21 protein-coding genes and 1 pseudogene are annotated in these 19,022 nt (G+C 68.5%); 12 read left to right on the forward strand and 10 right to left on the reverse strand.

Going from position 1 to position 19,022, the window contains the following annotated elements; translation table 11 throughout:
* Positions 1 to 53: 53 nt before the first annotated feature.
* Positions 54 to 251: a hypothetical protein gene (locus ACGFU7_RS19140; protein ID WP_393697201.1), complete on the reverse strand. Its 198-nt coding sequence runs from the start codon at positions 249 to 251 to the stop codon at positions 54 to 56.
* 118 nt (positions 252 to 369) lie between these two features.
* Here ACGFU7_RS19140 and ACGFU7_RS19145 point away from each other — a divergent pair, with 118 nt between their 5' ends.
* Both ACGFU7_RS19145 and ACGFU7_RS19150 read left to right on the forward strand, forming a co-directional pair.
* The gene (locus ACGFU7_RS19145) at positions 370 to 849 is read left to right on the forward strand and encodes a helix-turn-helix domain-containing protein (protein WP_393697283.1); all 480 of its coding nucleotides are present in this window, start codon (positions 370 to 372) and stop codon (positions 847 to 849) included.
* Positions 825 to 1,232, forward strand: a pseudogene (locus tag ACGFU7_RS19150) (Tn3 family transposase); the annotation flags it as partial. The gene ACGFU7_RS19145 and the pseudogene ACGFU7_RS19150, both read left to right, overlap by 25 nt.
* A gap of 204 nt (positions 1,233 to 1,436) precedes the next feature.
* Here the strand turns inward: ACGFU7_RS19150 and ACGFU7_RS19155 are convergent.
* On the reverse strand, positions 1,437 to 2,015 hold the full coding sequence (locus tag ACGFU7_RS19155) for a TetR/AcrR family transcriptional regulator (protein ID WP_393697202.1): 579 nt from the start codon (positions 2,013 to 2,015) through the stop codon (positions 1,437 to 1,439).
* Between the two features lie 91 nt (positions 2,016 to 2,106).
* Here ACGFU7_RS19155 and ACGFU7_RS19160 point away from each other — a divergent pair, with 91 nt between their 5' ends.
* Both ACGFU7_RS19160 and ACGFU7_RS19165 read left to right on the forward strand, forming a co-directional pair.
* A complete protein-coding gene (locus tag ACGFU7_RS19160) occupies positions 2,107 to 2,553 on the forward strand; it encodes an anthrone oxygenase family protein (RefSeq protein ID WP_393697203.1) in 447 nt (148 codons plus the stop codon).
* A gap of 171 nt (positions 2,554 to 2,724) precedes the next feature.
* Positions 2,725 to 3,075: an antibiotic biosynthesis monooxygenase family protein gene (locus ACGFU7_RS19165; protein ID WP_393697204.1), complete on the forward strand. Its 351-nt coding sequence runs from the start codon at positions 2,725 to 2,727 to the stop codon at positions 3,073 to 3,075.
* 1,178 nt (positions 3,076 to 4,253) lie between these two features.
* Here ACGFU7_RS19165 and ACGFU7_RS19170 read toward each other — a convergent pair.
* A complete protein-coding gene (locus tag ACGFU7_RS19170; RefSeq protein WP_393697205.1) occupies positions 4,254 to 4,508 on the reverse strand; it encodes a Txe/YoeB family addiction module toxin in 255 nt (84 codons plus the stop codon).
* Complete coding sequence (locus ACGFU7_RS19175; RefSeq protein ID WP_365436867.1) at positions 4,505 to 4,783, reverse strand: type II toxin-antitoxin system prevent-host-death family antitoxin; 279 nt, start codon at positions 4,781 to 4,783, stop codon at positions 4,505 to 4,507. Before ACGFU7_RS19175 ends, ACGFU7_RS19170 begins: the two co-directional genes overlap by 4 nt.
* A 406-nt stretch (positions 4,784 to 5,189) precedes the next feature.
* Between ACGFU7_RS19175 and ACGFU7_RS19180 the strand changes: the two genes are divergently transcribed.
* Positions 5,190 to 5,570 carry a CPCC family cysteine-rich protein gene (locus tag ACGFU7_RS19180; protein WP_207319597.1) on the forward strand — a complete coding sequence of 127 codons (381 nt, stop codon included), beginning with the start codon at positions 5,190 to 5,192 and terminating at the stop codon, positions 5,568 to 5,570.
* A 199-nt stretch (positions 5,571 to 5,769) separates the two neighbouring features.
* Here ACGFU7_RS19180 and ACGFU7_RS19185 read toward each other — a convergent pair whose 3' ends face one another.
* The gene (locus tag ACGFU7_RS19185) at positions 5,770 to 6,669 is read right to left on the reverse strand and encodes a LysR substrate-binding domain-containing protein (RefSeq protein WP_266800506.1); all 900 of its coding nucleotides are present in this window, start codon (positions 6,667 to 6,669) and stop codon (positions 5,770 to 5,772) included.
* A gap of 152 nt (positions 6,670 to 6,821) precedes the next feature.
* Here ACGFU7_RS19185 and ACGFU7_RS19190 point away from each other — a divergent pair, with 152 nt between their 5' ends.
* Together ACGFU7_RS19190 and ACGFU7_RS19195 are read left to right on the forward strand one after the other, a co-directional pair.
* Positions 6,822 to 7,328, forward strand: a complete 507-nt coding sequence (locus ACGFU7_RS19190; RefSeq protein ID WP_393697206.1) for a hypothetical protein — start codon at positions 6,822 to 6,824, stop codon at positions 7,326 to 7,328.
* Positions 7,321 to 8,988 (forward strand): multicopper oxidase family protein, encoded by a 1,668-nt coding sequence (locus tag ACGFU7_RS19195; protein ID WP_266800510.1) that lies wholly within the window; start codon positions 7,321 to 7,323, stop codon positions 8,986 to 8,988. The genes ACGFU7_RS19190 and ACGFU7_RS19195 overlap by 8 nt, the downstream gene beginning before the upstream one ends.
* A gap of 442 nt (positions 8,989 to 9,430) precedes the next feature.
* Here the strand turns inward: ACGFU7_RS19195 and ACGFU7_RS19200 are convergent, their stop codons facing one another.
* The 3 genes from ACGFU7_RS19200 to ACGFU7_RS19210 all read right to left on the reverse strand — a co-directional run bounded on the left by ACGFU7_RS19200 (position 9,431) and on the right by ACGFU7_RS19210 (position 11,932).
* Complete coding sequence (locus ACGFU7_RS19200; RefSeq protein WP_393697207.1) at positions 9,431 to 9,715, reverse strand: hypothetical protein; 285 nt, start codon at positions 9,713 to 9,715, stop codon at positions 9,431 to 9,433.
* A 323-nt stretch (positions 9,716 to 10,038) separates the two neighbouring features.
* Positions 10,039 to 10,575 carry an NUDIX domain-containing protein gene (locus tag ACGFU7_RS19205; RefSeq protein ID WP_393697208.1) on the reverse strand — a complete coding sequence of 179 codons (537 nt, stop codon included), beginning with the start codon at positions 10,573 to 10,575 and terminating at the stop codon, positions 10,039 to 10,041.
* A 1-nt stretch (position 10,576) separates the two neighbouring features.
* Positions 10,577 to 11,932: a tetratricopeptide repeat protein gene (locus tag ACGFU7_RS19210; protein WP_393697209.1), complete on the reverse strand. Its 1,356-nt coding sequence runs from the start codon at positions 11,930 to 11,932 to the stop codon at positions 10,577 to 10,579.
* 194 nt (positions 11,933 to 12,126) lie between these two features.
* Here ACGFU7_RS19210 and ACGFU7_RS19215 point away from each other — a divergent pair, with 194 nt between their 5' ends.
* The 5 genes from ACGFU7_RS19215 to ACGFU7_RS19235 all read left to right on the forward strand — a co-directional run bounded on the left by ACGFU7_RS19215 (position 12,127) and on the right by ACGFU7_RS19235 (position 16,684).
* Complete coding sequence (locus ACGFU7_RS19215) at positions 12,127 to 12,876, forward strand: hypothetical protein (RefSeq protein ID WP_393697210.1); 750 nt, start codon at positions 12,127 to 12,129, stop codon at positions 12,874 to 12,876.
* 81 nt (positions 12,877 to 12,957) lie between these two features.
* Complete coding sequence (locus ACGFU7_RS19220) at positions 12,958 to 13,869, forward strand: aminoglycoside phosphotransferase family protein (RefSeq protein WP_393697211.1); 912 nt, start codon at positions 12,958 to 12,960, stop codon at positions 13,867 to 13,869.
* Complete coding sequence (locus ACGFU7_RS19225; protein WP_393697212.1) at positions 13,870 to 14,562, forward strand: class I SAM-dependent methyltransferase; 693 nt, start codon at positions 13,870 to 13,872, stop codon at positions 14,560 to 14,562.
* Positions 14,563 to 14,577: 15 nt separating this feature from the next.
* Complete coding sequence (locus ACGFU7_RS19230) at positions 14,578 to 15,123, forward strand: HAD domain-containing protein (protein ID WP_393697213.1); 546 nt, start codon at positions 14,578 to 14,580, stop codon at positions 15,121 to 15,123.
* Between the two features lie 130 nt (positions 15,124 to 15,253).
* A complete protein-coding gene (locus tag ACGFU7_RS19235) occupies positions 15,254 to 16,684 on the forward strand; it encodes a hypothetical protein (protein ID WP_393697214.1) in 1,431 nt (476 codons plus the stop codon).
* Between the two features lie 30 nt (positions 16,685 to 16,714).
* On the opposite strand, the gene ACGFU7_RS19240 is transcribed toward ACGFU7_RS19235, so the two are convergent.
* Together ACGFU7_RS19240 and ACGFU7_RS19245 are read right to left on the reverse strand one after the other, a co-directional pair.
* Positions 16,715 to 18,412, reverse strand: coding sequence for a relaxase/mobilization nuclease domain-containing protein (locus ACGFU7_RS19240; RefSeq protein WP_393697215.1), 1,698 nt, complete (start codon positions 18,410 to 18,412; stop codon positions 16,715 to 16,717).
* Entirely contained in the window at positions 18,402 to 18,971 is a 570-nt protein-coding gene (locus ACGFU7_RS19245) for a hypothetical protein (RefSeq protein WP_393697284.1), read from the reverse strand. The genes ACGFU7_RS19240 and ACGFU7_RS19245 overlap by 11 nt, the downstream gene beginning before the upstream one ends.
* Positions 18,972 to 19,022 lie beyond the last annotated feature (51 nt).

A 19,022-nucleotide genomic window follows, 5' to 3' on the forward strand; every position in this document is an offset into this window, starting at 1 on the left:
GTTCGAGGGTCTGACAGGTGCTGGCACACCCGTTGGTGATCGTTCACTCCCGTTCAGGTGAGGTACTGGGTGAGCACGCCGGCGACGGCAGTGGCGAGGGTGATCACAGCGACGAAGGCAGCGGCAGCACGCATCAAAGCGGCCGGGTAGGTGGCGCCATCGAGGCGGGCCAGTGTGCCCGTGGCGGCGGCCCGGAGTGCGAACACAACGGTCACGGCGACGGTCAGTAGGACGACGGCGACACGGGTCACGATGGTCTCCCTGCACACGGTGGGATGTTGATGTGACCGAAGTTCGCCGAAGCGATGTTCGCCGTGGTTTGGCCGGACGATGATGAACATCGGCGAACACATGCGACTGGGCGGCCTGATGCCGAGCGAGGAACCCGATGGAGGGGAAGGCCCGCTGACCAAGCTGCGTGACAAGCTCAGCGGTGGGCTGGCTCGCAGAAGGCTGACCAAGACCCAGCTCGCTACCCAGTCAGGGCTGGGTCGTACGACCATCCAGGAAGCGTTCCGGGTGGATGGGGCTGTCCCGTCGGCCGAAACGGTCGTGGCGCTGGCCCGAGTGCTCGGGGTGTCAGAAAAGCGGAGTTGCTGGATCTGCGGCGTAGGGCTGCCGCCCACCCGATCGGTTCGGCGCCCAGGCACGGCGAAGGACCTGGCAGGCCGATCGGACAGTGGGATCCGCACGACCTGGAGGTTCATCCACCCGGACCCGCCGCAGCGGCCAGCTCGGTGCTTCAAGGACCTGGGCGACCAGCGGTTCTGGCGGGCGGAGATGCCCGGAGTGGAGACCGGCGAGTACGGGCCGCTGGAGGAGTCGACGACACCTACCGCCGACAGATGAACCGGCAGCTCACCGTCCAGGAGTCCCGTCACAAGCTCGCCCGCGACATCTGCCACGGCAAGCGCGGACAGATCATGCAGGCATACAGGACGGGGCAGGAGGACCAACTCGGGGCGCTCGGCCTGGTCCTCAATGCCGCCGTGCTCTGGACAACCCGCTACCTCGACGCCGCCGTCGACCACCTGCGGGCCCTGCCGCCCGAGGAGCGGGAGCATGACGTCCTGGACGAGGACGTGGCCCGGATCTCCCCGCTGAAGCACGCCAACCTCAACTGCCTGGGCCGCTACAGCTTCGCCGCCCGCCCGCCACGCGAGGGCCTGCGCCCACTGCGTGACCCGGCGACCGTCCACCTCGACGAGGACGACGAGGGCACCGGCGAATGACGCGGCGTTAGGGCGCGTATCGGGTCGTGCTCAATGAACATCGCAGCTTCCGGGGCGGGTGTCCGTCTGGGGTACGGGGCCCGGCGATCTGCGGCTGCGCCGTGTGGGCGCGAGTGACCGGAAGCGATGCCGCAGGCAGGCAGCGGAGGGGCCCGAGGGCCCCGGCTGCGTGCCCGCCGGGATGGTACGTCAGACCATGGTGTGTCAGACCATGGCGAGCCGGTCCACCAGCAGCTCCACCCTCTGCTCGGTGTCCTCCGGCGGCAGCCGTCCGGCCCGGGTCAGGGTCGCAAGGCCGTGCAGGGACGCCCAGAACACCTCGGTGAACAGCCCCGGGTCGACGCCGTCCCCGGCGACCTCGCCGAGGCTCTCCAGCAGCGCGGCGAAAGCGTCCTTGAGAGGTTCCGGGGTGTCCTCCTGCGCGAACGCCAGGCCGCCGTCGAGCTGGAACATGGCGTCGTAGACCGCCGGGTTGCGTGCGGCGAAGTCGAGGTAGGCGCGCGTGAGGGCGGCGACCCGCTCGCTCGGGCTGTTCGCGCTGGAGGCCGCGGCCCGCACCGCCGCGGCCATCTCCGCGGCGCCCTCCAGGGCAACGGCGCCGATGATCTCGCGTTTGCCGCGGAAGTGGCTGTAGAGGACGGGCTGGCTGTATTCGATGCGCTCGGCGAGCCGGCGGGTGGTGACCGCGTCCCAGCCCTGCTGCTCGGCGAGTTCGCGGGCCGTCGCCACGATGAGGCGCTCGCGGACCGCCCGTTCGCGCTGCTTGCGTTCCTGTACCGACATAACTCGATCCTAGCATCGCTAGACATCTGAGCGGCAGTAGTACTAGCGTAGCCTCATCACCTAGCGTCGCTAGATACCAGGAGGGGTCGTCATGCTCAACGCACTTCAGGTCATCACCACCGTGGTCGTCGGCCTGATGGTGGGGGTGGAGTTCTCCGTCGCCTTCGTCATCAACCCGATCCTCAACGCCCTCCCCGAGGACAGCGGCCAACTCGGCCGCTCCCACGGGGGCCGGATGCTCGGCGCCGTGATGCCGGTCTGGTACATCACCTCGCTCGTCCTCGCCGCCATCTGGGCCATCGCCCGATGGCACCACCACGGCACCGGCCTCGTCGTCACCGCCGCCGCGCTGCTGATCCTCAGCGTGATCATGTCGCTCCTGCTGCTCGTCCCGATCAACAACCGGGGCAAGACGTGGACCCCTGACAACCGGCCCGCCGACTGGAAGGAGCAGATGAACCGCTGGGACCGCTTCCACTACGTCCGCGTCGCCGTCATCATCGCCGCCTTCACTCTGCTGGTCGCCGCCCTCGTCTGAGCCCGCGGGCTCACCCGTTCGGTCGTCAGCCGCAACCGCTCGACCGTGCGCCCGAAGTGCGGCACCGCCACATCCAGGACCCGGACACCAACACCCGCGAACTCAGCTGGTATCCGCAGGACGCGGGCCCCAGCGACACCCACTGACCGATAGCGAGAGGACGTACCGAAAATGGCCAAGCTGCAGAGTCTTGACCCGCACACGCCGATGTTCGCGCAGTTCAAGGAGAAGACCGGGCCCATCGTCCTGGCCAACACCTTCGTCGTCCCGAAGGAGAGGACTGAATCGTTCCTGGCCCTCTTTCGCAGGCAGGCAGAGTTCATGAAGGCTCAGCCGGGATTCGTCTCCCTGCAGATGCACAAGGGAACCGCGGACAGTCAGCTTCTGATGAACGTCGCGGTCTGGGAATCGACCGAGGCTCTCGCCACGGCGTTCGGCAGCCCGGAGTTCCAGCGCATGGCGGCCGAGTTCCCCGACGACATCGTCTCGTACCCGCACATCTTCGAGCAGATCGACGTATGACACGGCAGCTGCAGCCAGGGGAGGGCAGCCGGAGAAGCCCTGCCCTCCCCTGGGGCGGTCACGCATCCATGCACCATGCCGGGTGGGTCTGCCCCATCCTGCACGGCGGCCCTTCCACACGGGTACCGGGTTTCCTATGCCCGACTCCAGGTACACCCCGGCCTCTCACAGCACCCCGGAAACCTCAGCTCACAGGACGTACAGACCCACCCAGCAAGTCAACACCAAGTCGGCGCAGGGGCAGGAAAGAGGCTGATCCAGCCGGAGAAAACAGGAAGAGGCCAGACCCGAAGACCTGGCCCCTGACCGGGGGTTTCTAACCCTGACCAGCCACTTCGGCGATCAAGGAATCAGGCGCTACACGTTGAAGCGGACCTGTTCGAGGCCGCAGATCAGGCACACGCTCCGCTGGCCGTTACGGCGCGCCAATACCTTGAGACCGGAGAACACGGCCCCCTTGACGAGCCCAATGACGCGGTCAGCGAGGACGGGCCCTACCCGCATCCCCCCACGGCTGTCAGGCCCTAGCGGGAGGTACCGGATTTCTGATTACGCCTGGCACAGAGCGGTAACCCTCACCCGACGTGCCCCGGCGGACGCGCGCGTTCTGTACAGCTTGGTGGGGGCCACTTCGTACCACCTGGGAGAGCAAAAGGCGCCCTCACCCGCGTTCCTCGCCTTGGCATTCACCACCGCGTTGCGCTCCCTGGGACTGGAGTCCCAGTTGGTCCCTACGCTGTTGATGGTCACCGGAGCCGACGACGAACCGCTCGACCTGCCGGACTGGCTGCTCCCCCGCTGGTCATGCAGGACTCGGAGGTCTGGGGTTATGCGACCGTCTGATGCGAGGCGGCCGGACGGCTTGTGGACCCCGCCCTGTTGCTCGGTCAGAGTCGGTTCGCTCCTGACGCCGTGGAACGAAAAGCGTTCGGAAGTATCCCTGTGTTTCCGTCACCGGGGCTGGACGCTCTCGTGACCATCGAGCCATCCATGCACAGAGAGGGTCACTGGCTGGCATACAGGTTCCGCCCTGAGTGGAGGGACCAGCTCCATGCCTGTCTCACGCATCTGGACAGCACGGCGATCACAGAATTCGCCCGCGCACTCGCCGCCACCTCTGCTTCTCTGATCACCAGCGTCGATCCCCATGCCGAGTAGCAGTTGGGACAGTGCAGCACTCAGTAGTGGTAGCGAGCTGCCAGAATCACGATCTCCTTGTCCGTGACCAAGTAGACGAGACGATGCTCGTCGTCGATCCGCCTCGACCACGCTCCGGGCAAGTGGTACTTGAGTGGTTCGGGCTTGCCGATCCCCGCGAAGGGGTCGCGTTTGACGTCCTCGATGAGCTTGTTGATCCGAGTGAGTATCTTGCGGTCGTTCTTGAGCCAGGACGTGTAGTCCTCCCAGCCCTGGTCCTCGAAGACAAGCCTCACGCAGCACCCGCTGCAGGGTCCGCGTCCGGATCGATCAGCTCACGTTCCGACACGTTGATGTTGCCCAGGGCGTTCTCGTACGCCTTGAGGAGCCGACGTGCGTTCGCCGGCGAACGGAGCAGGTACGAGCCTTCGCGCAGCGCCGCGTAGTCCTCGGCCGAGACGAGCACGGCGTTGCCGTGCTTGGAGACGATCTCGATAGCCTCGTGATCGTCGTTGACCTTCTTGATCAACGGAAAGAGCCCCTTGCGGGCTTCGCTCGCGGTTATCGACATGACCTGACCCTTTCCATCATGTGGTACGTAGTAACGTACCACTTTCGACACCCTTCGGCGGCGCCAAGTAGCTGATGGGGAGTCACATTTCCCAGCACCATCCCAGCACGGGAAACACCAAGGGGCCGACTCCCGGAAGAGCCGACCCCATCTGACCTGCATGTTTGCCAGGCCGCCAACGTGGTGTTATTTCATCCGCTCACACGTTGAAGCGGAACGTCTGCGGGCTGAACCTGACCTGCGGCGGAGCCTCCTACAGGGCTCTAACCTGGGCTTTCCTGGTTGGCATGCGTTGGCTCCCGACGACCGTTTACGGGTGTCCTGCGGACTAGCTGCGGACTGGCCGGGTGGACCGAGGCAGAGAAATCCATGGCGCACCAGCCGAACCTGCAACGAGACTGCGCAGGTGAGCGACTTCTACCCCTGTCCCTGCTGCGGACACCGCGTACTGGACGCGATGCCCGGCTCGTACGAGATCTGCCCCGTCTGCTTCTGGGAGGACGACGGGGTCCAGTTCCGCTGGCCGACCATGGACGGCGGAGCGAACAAGGTCTCCCTGATCGAAGCCCAGCGGAACTACCAGGACTTCGGAGCCTGCGACGAACACGGCCGGCGGTACGTCCGCCCGCCGGCCGAGGACGAGCCGCTCGACGCCGCCTGGCGTCCCATCGACCTGACGCGCGACTCCTTCGAGGACTGGGCAACCGAGGACCGCGCCCCGTGGCCCGCCGACCGCTCGGTGCTCTGCTGGTGGCTCCCCACGTTCTGGCGCCGGAACCACCCATGACCACCCACATCGAGAGACTCATCCAGCAGCTCGACGACTCGACCGGCCCGTCGGACGACACCCGCGCAGAACTGATCGGCATCGGCTCCGGCGCCATCCCCGCAGCCCTGCGCGGCCTATGCGGGGCGCGGGCCGGATGGCGTTCTGCAAGGTCTCCCGGCAGCGGTGCCGGCGCCGCCCGTGGACGACAGGCCGGCGATCACCCGAGTTCCTCCTGCGGTTCGTGGGTGTTCCAGTTCCAGCTGGTGATGGTGGTGCGCATCAGGCGGGCGGCGGTTGAGAGGTGGCTGTCGACGCCCCAGTACAGGGTGAGCGTGCGGCGGCAGTCGGGGCTGTCGACGGTGATCCAGACGAGAGGGGTGCGGGTGGCAGTACGCCGCGCGATGGCGGGGACAAGACCGACGCCAAGTCCCGCGCCGATCAGGTCAGCGATGGCGCTGGGCTCGTCGACTTCGCAGACGATCTTCGGTCTGAGGTCCCTGGCGGCGAAGAGCCGGTCGAGGAGTCGTCGTTGCCAGTGCCCCTTGCGGGCGGTGACGAGGGGCTGTTCGGCGAGTTCATCGATACTCACCGAGGTACGGCCGGCCAGCGGATGACCGAGTGGCGCGGCCACCCCCACCGCCTCATCGAGTAGCTGGATCGCCTCCAAACCATCGGCGTTGATCGGCTGTGAGGCGAGGCACAGGTCCACGTCCTGAGCCCGCAGGCGGCGGGCCATGTCCTCGGCCGGCGTCCACTTGAGTTCGACTTCGATGATGGGATGAGCTCGCTTGTAGGCCGCCAGCGGCCCGGTGAGCGTGAGGAATGTTTCCGACGCCAGTCTCACGGCGCCCACTCCCTCGCTGGTGGCCTCGGCGACGGCTCGCCTTCCCGCATCGAGCTCACCGAGGGAGCGTTCGACGTAACCGCGGAAGAGTTTGCCCGTGTCGTTCAGCCGGAGTCGGCCGGCCCGATCGAACAGTGGGGTGCCGAGTTCGCTCTCCAACCGGGCGATGGTGCGGCTCAGCGACGGTTGGGCGATGTGCAGCTCGTCGGCTGCGCGGCTGAGGTGTTCCAGCCGCGCCACCACCAGGAACTGCCTGAGTGCGTTCAGATCCATGGCCCTCCTCGTTCGCGTCCTGGACCGCGGCGGCACCGAGGTCATGCCTCCAGCGAGATAGCTGCATAGCGATATTGATCTTAGACAGAATGACTCTTTGGTCATAGCGTCGTGGGCGATCCCGAATCGAGAAGAGAGTGAGGAGTACGCCCATGGCCACCGCAGTCGACAAGTCCCACCCGACCATGCCGGTCTCCTCCGGCAGCGCGCATCGGAGAAGGCTCAGCGGGTGGGTGCTGCGGGCCGTCGTCAGCGTGCATCTGGTTGCGATCTTCGGCCAGCCGGTGTTCGCCGGCTTGTTCCTGAGCGGTGACTACGACGGCCTGCGCTGGCACGAGTTCGGCGCCAACGTCACCACCTCCGTCAGCTACGTGCAGCTGATCGCGGCGATCGTGGTCTGGGTTCGGCTGCGTCAGATCTGGCCGTTCCTTGCCACGTCGGCCCTGGTGGCTGCCGAGACGGTGCAGTACTTCGCCGGGATGGAAGGCGCGCTGTGGCTGCATCTGCCACTGGGGGTGGCCACCGTCGTCGCGCTTGCCGTGGTGTTCATCACCGTATGGCGCCGGCCACTGCGGCCACGACCGCGCTCCCCGCACGAACGGGTGCAGACCATGACGGAGTCGAAGCAGGAGGGGCATGAGGGGGATGACGATGAGTGAGCAGGATGACGGCCGGTCCGGTCATGCCCGTGGGGTGACCAGGCGCCAGACGCTGGGCATCGGCGGGGCGCTCGGGCTGACGGCGGCCACCGGGCTGGCGACCGCGGCCGCGCTGGCCCGCCGCCCGTCGTTCACCGGTGACGAACTGCGCAGTGCCGTGCCGCTGCCGCCCGCGTTCCAGGTGCCGTTGCCCATTCCCGCCGTGCTGGCGCCGGTCAGCACGGCGGGCAGCGCCAACCGTTACGAGATCACCCAGCGCGAGGCGACCGTGGAGATACTGCCCGGTGTCAGGACGCCGATGTGGACGTACGGGGGCACCTTCCCGGGACCGACGATCGAGTCGCGCCGCGGTCGGCCTATCACCGTGAGGCATCGAAACGAGTTGCCGGTGCCGACGGTGGTGCACCTGCACGGTGGACGGACCCCGGCAAGCGCCGACGGATACCCGACCGATCTCGTCCTGCCCGAGGGATGGCCGGACGCCACCCGTACCGGCCAGGGCGGGCACAGCATGGGCACGCGCGACATGAGTGGGCGCGGCATGGGCGCGCACGGCAGGGACGCCATGCACGATCCGCGGGCGGTGGTGACCGGGCCGACGCGGGGCTATACGTTCCCGCTGAACCAGCGGGCGACGCTGCTCTGGTACCACGACCACCGGATGGACTTCACCGCCCCCGCGATCTGGCGTGGCCTCGCAGGACTGCACATCGTGCGCGACGATACCGAGGACGCGCTCGGCCTGCCCGCGGGGCGACACGAACTGCCTCTCATGATCGCCGACCGTGCGTTCGCCGCCGACGGCAGCCTCGACTACCCCTCCCTCGACCCAACCCTGCGCAACCGGCCGGGTGTTCGCGAGCCCTATCTCGCTGGAGTGCTCGGTGACGTGATCCTGGTCAACGGCGCCCCGTGGCCCGTGCACGAGGTCGACGCGGCCCGGTACCGGCTGCGCATCCTGAACGCCTCGAACGCCCGGCACTACGAACTCGAAGTGCTCACCGACGACGGACGCCGGATCGATCTCGTCCAGATCGGCGCCGACCAGGGTCTGCTCGCGGCACCGGTCACCCACCGGCTCCTGCCGATGGCACCGGCCGAACGCTACGACGTGATCATCGACTTCGCCGGCGTCCCGGTCGGTGCCCGCGTCAGAGTCGTCAACCGGCTGGGCTCCGGGCGTACCCGCGACGTGATGGCCTTCCGGGTCGCACGCAAGGTCACCGACAGGAGCCGCATCCCGCGCGTGCTCTCCAGGGATCTGCCGACCTGGCGGCGGTCGGACGCCACCAGGGTGCGCGAGATCTCCTTCCGCGCCGGGCGGATGCATGGAGGCCATGGATGGCTGATCGACGGGAAGCCGTTCGACCCCGCCCGTTCCGATGTGACCGTCCGATTCGGCGATGTCGAAGTGTGGCGGCTGATCGCCGACGTCCACCACCCCGTCCACCTGCATCTGGTCGGCTTCCATGTACTCGCACGCGGCGGCGGTCGGCCATTGCGCCACGACGCGGGCCTCAAGGACACCATCTCGTTGCGGCCGGGCGAATCGGCAGAGATCATCACCCGTTTCGACGGCTACCGCGGCCGCTACCTCTTCCACTGCCACAACGCCGAACACGAGGACATGGGAATGATGGCCAACCTCGAAATCGTCTGACACCTCCACAGAAGGCCCCGCTCCCGGGACAACATCCAGCACCAAAGCACCGTCCGGCCTTCGATGGAGACGCAAAAGGGGCCCGTCTCGGATTGACGGACCCCTCTTGACCTGCGGCTTTACAGGACGCGCAATTTAGTTGAAGCTTCAATTAAACGTTGAAGCAGAATGTCTGCGGACTGATCCTGACCTGCGGCGGAGCCTCGTCCAGGGCCCCGACCTGGGACTTTCCCGTTGGGATACGTTGGCTCCCGACGGCCGTTTACGAGTGTCCTGCGGACTGGCAGTGCGCCAGTCCACAGCCAGCCCTCCCTCTACTCCACAATGTCGGTGCTTGCCGCGGCCACCTCGATATGGGGGGTTCCGAAGGGCCGCGGCCACTCTGACCAGCTACTCAGCACCTCCCGCACACCGAGGGAACCTCAGTTACGCCGGGGCGTGGTCACCGTTTGGCGGCCAGAAAGCCGATCACGAGGATGACGAGGATGATCCATCCGCCCCCACTCGACGACTCTTCGGGTACTGGTTCCCGACGGAGTTCGAACTTCTCGATCAGGTCGCCCGCGTTGGGCTTCATGCCACTGTGTGCTCGTTCGCGGTGCTCGGCGCGACGTTCTTCTGCGGCTTCTGCAGTCTCGTCATCCATGTGTGAATCACACATGTTGCATGTGCACTTGTAGCCCCAGATGATCACTTCGTTGGGGCTCTGCCCCCGCTCATCGTTCACACGTGGAGGGTAGCGAGCCCGGAACAGTATGCGACGATTAATGCACCGAGAGTGATGACTGGCACATTGAGGCGCCTTGCCGCATCTGTGCAGCGGTGAGCATCCCGCGCCTCCCGGAACCTGGCAGCACCTCAGCGACCAGGCGACTGTCGACCCGGGCGTACGTCTTCCCTCCAGCCCGTCGCTCGCCAGCCGCGACGGCGCCGGTGAGCGCATCGGCGATCCTGCGGGTGCAAGGTCGAGCCTGACGGACAACCGGATCGGTCCTGGTCTTGGAGCCTGTCGTACGGGCGAGGGGACGTATCGAACTGGCCCTGTCGTGCTTAATCTTTTGACCAGCCGGCCAGGGAGACCTCGGTACCACCATTCAAGTACAGACGGAGAGCGCTGGCCGTGGTGTCGACGAAGGCTTCGGGGATGGCATTGGCGTCGACCCAACGGACCTGGGAGTGCTTGCGGGGTTCGCGGTTTTCGGGTTCGCCGGTCCATTCGTGGGTGGCGAAGACGACTGTGAGGAAGCCGTTGGGGGACTCAACGCCCCAGGCGCCGTGGATGATGTGGGCGACCTTGAGGGCCTCCGGCTTCACCGTGAGGCCAGTCTCCTCGTAGAGCTCACGGACCGCAGTCTCGGTAATGGGCTCGCCCGGCTCGCTCTTGCCAACGGGGAGGTCCCACATCCCCTGGGCGAACTTGGCGTTCTCGCTGCGTTGGAGGAGCACGACGCGGTTGGTGGCCTTGTCGTGGACGATGACGGCCGCGACCAGCAACGTCATCGAGTCGAGCGCCGGCTTGAGAGCTGGGGGGCGGTTGTCGGTCTGCTGGGCCACGGGGTTCCCTTCGTCGGGCAGGTTGTTGGGCATGTTAGGTGAGGGCCTCGCGGGCTCGGCGGGCGAGATCTGCGGCTCCGGGGACGCGGCGGCGCTGGTAGATCGCGAGCGTCGAGCGGATCGAGGTGATCGCCTTGCGGGTGCGGTCGGAGGTCATGCCCTCCATGAGGACGAGAGCCTGGGTCCAGGCGGCAACGGCTTCGTCGGCACGGGCTTGGGCGGCGAGGTTGTCGCCGAGGTCGGCGTGGGTGAGGGCGTGGACTCGCTTGTATTTCTCCGGGTCCCAGCGAGTGAGCGCGTCGCGGTGCTGTTGTTCCGTACCGATGTGGTCGGCGAGGTCGGTCAGCGTGCGTGCGGTGTGGCTTGCCACGGTGCCGGCGGCGGGGCCGCTGACGCGGGAGAAGCTGGGCTGGGGCCCGTCTTCGCGCAGGAGTGCGTCTTCGGCGGCGAGGAGAGCGCGAGCGGCCAATGGGTTCTCGCCCACGGCTGCGTAGGCGCGGGCGTGCGTGATGTGGAGGAGTGCTTCGGTCTGGCCGTCTACGTGGCCGAGGCCGCGGGCGAGCGCGCCTTTGACGAGGTCCACGCAATGGTGGGGTTGCTTGAGGCTGAGGGATTGATGGGCGAGGGCACGCATCATCCATGCGGCGTGGCCGTGGGGGTCCGCTTCGCAGGCGAGTTGATAGCCGACCTGGTAGTAGCGCTGGGCGGCGCCTTCGTGGCCGAGGTCGTGGTGTTTCCACCCTGCGAGGTAGGCGAGTTCGGCGACGGCGCCGAAGGCGGCCCGGCGTAAGGCTTCGCTGGGGAAGCGTCCGCGCAGCATGGGGGCTGCCGTGTCGGCGAGGTACGCGGTGACGGTGGTCAGGCCGTGCCCGCCGCCGAGCCGTTCGTCGGCGGCGCTGAAGGCTGCCGTGATCTGTCGTACGACGTCGATGTCGTCGCTGCCGACGAGGGAACGGGCGGTGCGGGCACGAAGCATCCGCGAGGTGGCTTCGTGGTCGTGCAGCAACGGCATAGCCACGCCGGCCGTGGTGAACGCGGCGATGGCGAGGAAGCGGCGGCGCTCGACGTCCGCGCGACCGAGGTCGGTGACCGCGGTGACGGGGTCGGTGTCCGGTGGCGGCTCCGTGTCGGGTGGGTGGAGGCCGACCTCGGTTCGGGTGACGACGCGTCCCAGCCGCCGGGAGAGGGCTTCGACGAGGTACTGGCCTGCCTGGCCGGACGGTGTGCGGGCACCGCCCACCCAGTGGGAGATGGCCGACTTGTTGGTCTGGAGCAGTTCGCCGTTCTCGGCGGCGATGCGGCGTACGTCCTTGGCGAGTGCGTCGTACGTGCACCCGGCGGCGTTGATCGTGTCGCGCAGGCGGGAGTTGGCGCTGGTTGGTGTCGGCACGATCGCCTCCGCTCCGGATCCGTAAACCGCGTATACCGCTTGACCTCGGTCACACCGTACCCACTCTGCGTAGCGGGCGGTTCACTTATCGACAGCCGCCCCACTTTCGGGCCGGGCGGCCCCCAAGTTCCGTACGCCCTACCGGGCTCGGGCATTCCTGTGCCCCGGCCCGGACGATCAGAGACGGAGACACGGTGACCACCATCGACACCGCGACCATCATGGTCGAGCTGCCCGACGCCTTCGACCCGCGCTGGAACCGCCTGCCTGGCATCCACGTGGACGGCCGGCGCATCACCATCGACCCGGCCGAGTACTTCTTCCGCTTCGAGTCCAGCACCTGGCTCGTCTCCGACTGGGAGCTGGTGAAGGCCCAGCTCCTCGACGTGGACGAGACCACCGAGAACGCGGTCGAGCAGCTCGCGCTCGACTTCACCAAGCACCACGGCGAGTCCACCTCCGACGCCGCCCGCGTGCTGGCGACGGCGTACGGGGTGTACTCGTACCTCTTCCGCAAGGAGCACCTGGCCGGCCTCGGCCTCCCGCAGGTCACCGCCGACCACCTGCGCATGCTGCGCGAGGCGGCCACGCTGATGGCGCTCAACAAGGTCGAGCTGGACGGGCACATCTCCAACGTCGGCCCGTGCTGGTTCTTCCCCGCCGCCACCTCCGTCGTCTTCGACCTGGACGACGAGACAGGCGGAATGCTCGACGAGGTCTACCACGGCGGCTGGTTCAACGAGCACCGCCGGATCGAGTCCATCAAGGCCCACGCCGCGCTCGGCGGACGGCTCGTGCACGGCTGCCAGTCCGTGCCGGACCAATCCGGCGGCGTCGTCGCGCCCTACGGTGCCTCGATGGCCAACTTCCGTGACGACCTAGCCGAGTTCAAGGCGGGCTGGATCGAGCAGGTCTACGCCCACCGCGTGACCGCAGCCGAGTAACCCGCCACCCCCGTACGGCTCCGGGGCGGGCCAAGCTCGCGCGCGCCCGCCCCGGAGCCCACCAGCCCCCTGGAGACCCCCATGGACCAGAGCCCGTCCGCCACCCTGCTTAACGACCTGTGCACCCTCGTCGGCAAGCCCCTTCCCGAACGTACCGAGATTCGCATCTGGGGCATGTCCGGCGTCGAACGCGTCACCTTCCCCGACGGCACCACGGCCGTTTTCAAGTACGCCAAGGAGCCCTTCGACCGCGAGGCCCAGGCCCTGCGGGTGGCATACCAGCGCGGGCTCCCGGTCCCCGCGCTCCACGCCACCGCCATGCAGGACAAGTGGCTCGGGATGCTCATGGACGACCTCGGCACCCCCGTACGGGACGCCGACGACCTCGACGGTGTCGCCGCCGCCGTCATGCTCCACGCCGCCCGCCCGGCGGGCGGTCTGCCCCTCCTCGACGGGGCGGGCCTCGCAGCCCTGCCCGGCCGAGCCCTCGATCACCTCCAACGGCTGCGGAAGACCGACCGATGGACGGACTGTGACGACATCGAGACCGCGCTGGGGAAGATCTCCGCCGCGGCCGAGGCCCGTGTCCAGGGTGCGACGCTCGACCCGTTCGGCTGGGTCCACTCCGAGTTCCACCCCACGAGCATCCACATCGGGGAGAACGGCTGGCACCTCCTCGACTTCGCACGCGCCTTCACCGGCCCCGGCCTGATCGACCTCGCCTCGTACCACGGCACCACCGACGTACCGAGCCCCTTCCGAATGCGGGTGCTCCTGGAGCAATACGTCACCGCAGGCGGTCATGAGGACGCCCTCGCCGCCCGGGGCGGCCTGACCGCCGAGGCATGGGCACTGGGCTGGCACCGCATGTGGGCCGTGGAGTGGTTCATGGAGCAGGCCATCCGCTGGATCGACGACCCGGCCAAAGACCCCGCGTACATCCCCGTCGTCCGCCGTCACCTGAACGACGTGGTCCAACTCCTGGAGGTCTAGGTGCTCGCCCAGGTCTCCCCCTGGTACGCCCACGCAGCCCAGCGCACAGCCGCTGCCCCGGCGAACGCCCTCACCGCGCCTGCCCGGATGGAATGGAGCACCCACGCGGGCATCGGTCCCGGCGCCGAGATCCTGGGCCGGGACCTGTGCGGCAAACGCGTCCTGGAGCTGGGCTGCGGCCCCGGCCACAACGTTGCCCACCTCGCGAAACACCACCAGGCCCGCACCACCGGCGTGGACCTGATCGGCCTCCAGGTACGCCGCGCCCGCTCCCACTACGGCCACATCGACGGCGCCACCTTCGCCGCCGGCCACGCACTGCACCACCTGCAGGCCACCGGCCAGACCTTCGACGCGATCTACTCCGTCTTCGGCGCCGTCGGCCTCGTCGCCCCCGAGCTCCTCCTAGCCGCCATTTTCCGACGCCTGGAACCGCGCGGTGTCCTGGCCTTCTCCGTCCCTCACCCGGCACGGGCCGGAAGACATCCATCCACGGACGACCGTCCGCGCGAGGACTACGTCACCATGCCCGACCGCACCCGACTGCCCCTCGCACGATGGGAGTTCGACGCCCGCCGCTGGGACGCCCACCTCTCCCGGACCGGCCTGCGCATCACCTCTGCACAGGAGTTGCGGCACCCGCGCCGCGACCCGTGGCCCACCACCCTCCTGATCACCGCCCGCAAACGCTGACCGACGGAGGCACCGATGCCCTTGCCCTACCTGCTCCTGGACATCGACGGCGTCCTCATCCCGTTCCCGGCCGCCGACGGCAGCACCCCGCCCACCCACGTCCGCCACACCGTCCTGCCCACCGGCCGACACCCCGACGACCCTGTCCCCATCTGGCTCGACCCGAGCCAGGGCAGCATTCTCACCGACCTCCTGACCAGCGGGCTCGTCACCCCGGTGTGGTGCACGAGCTGGCGCAAGGACGCCACCACGATCATCGGCCCCCTCCTGGGACTGCCCGACTTCCCTTACCTCGACCTGCCTCGCCCGCAGATCACCACCAGTCACCCCGACGGCTACCTCTGGAAACGAGACCACGTCGACGTCTGGCTGGCAGACACCCCTGCCGTCTGGATCGACGACGACTTCACCAGCCTCGACCATGAATGGGCAGCAGAGCGCACCGCCAAGGGGACGCCGACCCTCCTCGTTCAGCCAAACCCACACCTCGGGCTGCAGCCCGAGCACCTGACCGAGCTCGCGACATGGGCCTCGCAGCTACCCACAGCCCGCGCCGTCTGAAGACTGATGCCCTGGCTGTCGCGAGCAATGAGGGCATCAGAGTGTTGCTCGAGCGTCTGCCGTGTGCCGTCTGCCGTCTATGGCAGGGATCGGCACCGCTGATGTCGGAGTCGGCTGGAACACTGCGGCCGTGATCAACGAAGCAAACCCGGACCTTCCTGATACTCCCGCCGGCTCCCTGGCACCCGCAGCACAGGCTGAACTCGCGGGCACCGCCTGGGAGGAGCTGCCGCACTTCTGCACGGGTCGGCACGGCGTGCCCGACACACCGGACATCCTCGGCGCGGTGCTCGCCGCCGACCCGGCCCGCCGGGTGCGGGCGGTCGGGGATCTGTACCGGCTGCTCCTCAATCAGGCGCGGGTGTTTCCGGCAACCGCACCGGCGGCCTTGATCGTCGCTCGTCTTCTGGACGATCCGCGCACCCTCGCCGAAGACCGGTGGGAGCACAGGGCCGGCCGCCGACCGCTCCGCGCCGAACTGCTGAACTGGCTGGCTTCGTTCGCCGACATCACCCGCCTGGGCATCGAGGACGGCGCCGGCACGGCGCAGGATCTGGCCGCCGCCCGTGCGGCACGGCCGGTGCTCCACGACCGCATCGCGGATTTCTGCGACGCCGATGATCCACTGGTGAGGGAGGCCGCGCTCGCGGCCATCGCCCTGCTCCTGGCCGACCCCGCCCTCGCCTCGTCCGTCCCTCGGCACGCACCCGCCGTTCGTGCGGTCCTTGCCGTGAGCGCAGACTCGTACTACCGATGGATCGCCCGGGAGCGCCTGGCGGCCTGGGGCGAGAACGTCACCGGTCTCGTCGCCGCAGAGAAGGAACACCGCGCGGCCCTGGACCGGGCACACGCACTGGCGGACGACCCGTTCGGGGAGGGTCAGGAGCAGGCGATTCGCTGGCTGGAAGAGCAACCCGAGGACACTGCGGCTCCGGAACGGCTCGGCCGCCGGCGTGAGGACCGGACCGCGCCCCTACAGGCGGCTGCTCCGCACGAGCCGGCACCCGAGCAGCCCGTGGCCACTTCGGGGAGCAAGACGGGGTACCGCGGCCCGTGGCGAATCGCCAGGGAGGAGGAGCGCGCCGAGTGGACGTTCACTCCGTACGTAGGAGTCGGCCCCCTGCACTTCGGGATGACCTTGGAGGAGATCACCAGTGCCCTCGGCGAAAGACCGGCCGTCTCGTCCCACTCCCATCACGGCGAAGACCAACAGCTCAACTACGCTGATTTCGCCGAGAGCGGGATCAGGGCCCTCTTCCATGAAGGCCGCCTGGGGTGTGTCGCCGTGGATGCCCTCGTCGGCCCCCAGGTGAGACTGGACGCAGCCCCGCTGACCGGCTGCGCGCCCTCCCACGTGGAGGACTGGCTCGTCCACCGCACGACACTGCGGCCCGGCAGCCTGACGTACAGCCCCGCCGCCGATCCGGTCTTCGCCGACCTCGGCCTGGCGATCCGGCCCCAGCGGGCCGGCGACGTCGTCCTGACCCGACCGCTCTTCCTACTCCATGACTGGCTCGACCTGTGGCACTCGCTGCCGAGCGAAGAGTGGAACTACTCCTAGAAGGCGTGGCGAGAGCATCTGCCCAGGCCGTCAGCGGTGTCGCCTGCGCTCTTCATGCCTCATGGCCACTGGTGTGGCCGGAAGGTGTGGCGCAGTGGACATGGGCGATGGGCTGCTGACGGTGTTTCGCCTGCGTGCTGCCTGAACGCGTTTGTTCGGCTGAGCGGAGATACGCCAGTTCAGGACCTCGGCGGGGTGCTCGGCACTGTCGAGTTCCCGCTGGGTGCCCGCCTCAGCCAGGAGACGTCGGGGATTGTGGCCGGCGGTCTCGGCTTGGGCGAGGGTTGTGGTCAGGGCGGTCCAAATGGGGTCGGCGAGGATCCGGTCGGCGTGGTCGGGGAGGGCCGCTCGAAGGTCCTGCTCGAAGCGGCGGGCGGTCTCAGCCCGTGGTGCGCGGCGGGTCAGGTCTGCCAGGACGGGGGTGGCGGCCTGCTGGTAGCCGGCCTGGAGGTGGCGGAAGGCTTCGTCGGCTGCTGCGGCTTGCTGTTGGTGGCCTCGCTGCTCGTGCCACTTGGCGGCTGCGCGCGCCAGGTGCACGGTGGCGAAGAGCAGGGCGATGGCGAGTCCGCCGGGTTCGTTGGAGGCGTAGGCGAGTTCCTTGGCGGCCTGGCACAGGGCGTGGGCTGCTTGGTGGTCGGCGCGGGTGGCGGATCGGCGGGCGCGGTTGAACGCCGAGGCGGCGGCGCGTAGCTCGGTGCGGTGCGGGCCGGGTGTGGCGCTGGCGATGTTGTAGAGGGCGTCGCCGAAGGCGGCGAGCTGGCCTTGGGCGGCGGCATCGTCATCGGAGTCGAGGACAGAGTGCGCCGTCTGTATCGCGGTGATGGTGTGCTCCCACGGCTCGGCAGGGTCTGCCGCGAACCGGGGGCGGTCGACCCTCTCCTGGTCGGGGAGACGTTCGCGGAGGCGGTTGATGGAGAGGTCGGGGGCGAGCTTCGAGCCGCCGTACCAGACGGGTTCGCCGACGCTGTTGGTGTCGCCGGATGCGGCGAGGCTGTAGCCGATCACGTCGCCGCTTTCGGGGCCGAGGCGTGTCTTGACCTTGATGCCGAGGGACTGCAGCACGGTGAAGTAGTCGGCCTCGGTGTGTACGGCGGCGGCGACCGCGTACGCCCGCTCGCGCAGCCACTGTCGTGCTGTCACGGTCTGGCCTTGGCGCTCGGCCTTGGCGCGCTCGGCGCCGGTGGGGGTTCGGGGGGCCGTGAGGTCGCCGGACTTCAGGCGGCGCAGGCCGAACTCGGTCTCGATCCTGCGGCACTCGGCCTGGGCCCGTCGGCCGTCCTGGTGGGTGCGGGGTCGGCGTCCGTCGGCGCGGACGGTGGTGGCCATGATGTGGATGTGGTCGTCGGCGTGGCGTACCGCGATCCATCGGCATGCCCTCTCGTCGCCGTCGGGGGCGATGCCCGTGGCGTGCACGACGCGGCGGGCGACCTCGGCCCACTCGGTGTCTGTGAGGTAGCGGTCGCCGGGGGCGGTGCGGACCGGGCAGTGCCAGACGTGCTGCGGTGGCTTCTTGCCGCCCAGCTCGCGGGTGCGGAGGTCGACGTGGTGGTCGAGTCGCCTGGCCAGCTGGGAGTAGGTGGCTACCGAGTCGCGCCCGGGGTCCGGGGCGCCGTTCATGTCCCAGGCGGCGACGATGTGGGGGTTGGTGTGCTCGTCACGGCGGCCGGGACCGAAGAGGTAAGCGACCAGCCCGCGGCTGTCGGAACCGGTGGAGACGTCAGGAACCATGAGCCGTGCCGTTCGCCAGGAGCTGGTCGATGAGGTGGAAGCTGTTCTGTGCTGCTTGCTCGACGCGGTCCAGAACCGCCTCGGCGCGCTCGGGCACGGTTCCTCGGTTGATGGCCGCGGTGATCTGGTTGAGGTTGCCGCCGATGCGGTTCAGCGCGACCGTGTGCGCCTCGACGGCCTCGATCAGCGGGCGGAGAGGGTCGTCCTCTGGGCTGCCGACCAGCCCGGCCTTACCCTGCGCGACGGCCAGGGCGGCATCCCCGACGAATCCGGCGAACCTCTGACCGCGCTGGTGAGCGGCGGCGCTGATCACCTGGACCGCGGTGCGCGTGAAGCGGATGGTCTTCTCCTGGTCGCGCTTCTCCACGGTGCGCTTGCGGTTCATCTGCGCGGGCAGGACGGGAGCGTCGAGATCCCGCCAGGAGGGCTGCTCGACAAGCGGTGGGACATCGGCCGGCGTACTGCGAGGAGCGGAGTCGGCTGCGGGTCGGCAAGAGCTCTCAGCCACCCCCTCCTCCGGCTTGGGCGCCCCCTGGCGCTCGGCCTTGTCCTCCGCCACCCCTGGGGCGGGGGCAAGCGCGGACGAAGCCTCGTTAGAGGCTCGTTCGCT

It is taken from the genome of Streptomyces sp. NPDC048473, from assembly GCF_043200155.1.
Lineage (GTDB): Bacteria > Actinomycetota > Actinomycetes > Streptomycetales > Streptomycetaceae > Streptomyces.

Bases quoted from the DNA above. Each gene is read 5' to 3' on its own strand.
- ACGFU7_RS19145 (WP_393697283.1), top strand. From the start codon at position 370: ATGCCGAGCGAGGAACCCGATGGAGGGGAAGGCCCGCTGACCAAGCTG.
- ACGFU7_RS19165 (WP_393697204.1), top strand. From the start codon at position 2,725: ATGGCCAAGCTGCAGAGTCTTGACCCGCACACGCCGATGTTCGCGCAG.
- ACGFU7_RS19190 (WP_393697206.1), top strand. From the start codon at position 6,822: ATGGCCACCGCAGTCGACAAGTCCCACCCGACCATGCCGGTCTCCTCC.
- ACGFU7_RS19220 (WP_393697211.1), top strand. From the start codon at position 12,958: ATGGACCAGAGCCCGTCCGCCACCCTGCTTAACGACCTGTGCACCCTC.
- ACGFU7_RS19240 (WP_393697215.1), bottom strand. From the start codon at position 18,412: ATGGTTCCTGACGTCTCCACCGGTTCCGACAGCCGCGGGCTGGTCGCT.
- ACGFU7_RS19175 (WP_365436867.1), bottom strand. From the start codon at position 4,783: ATGTCGATAACCGCGAGCGAAGCCCGCAAGGGGCTCTTTCCGTTGATC.
- ACGFU7_RS19195 (WP_266800510.1), top strand. From the start codon at position 7,321: ATGAGTGAGCAGGATGACGGCCGGTCCGGTCATGCCCGTGGGGTGACC.
- ACGFU7_RS19230 (WP_393697213.1), top strand. From the start codon at position 14,578: ATGCCCTTGCCCTACCTGCTCCTGGACATCGACGGCGTCCTCATCCCG.
- ACGFU7_RS19160 (WP_393697203.1), top strand. From the start codon at position 2,107: ATGCTCAACGCACTTCAGGTCATCACCACCGTGGTCGTCGGCCTGATG.
- ACGFU7_RS19185 (WP_266800506.1), bottom strand. From the start codon at position 6,669: ATGGATCTGAACGCACTCAGGCAGTTCCTGGTGGTGGCGCGGCTGGAA.
- ACGFU7_RS19205 (WP_393697208.1), bottom strand. From the start codon at position 10,575: ATGCCCAACAACCTGCCCGACGAAGGGAACCCCGTGGCCCAGCAGACC.
- ACGFU7_RS19155 (WP_393697202.1), bottom strand. From the start codon at position 2,015: ATGTCGGTACAGGAACGCAAGCAGCGCGAACGGGCGGTCCGCGAGCGC.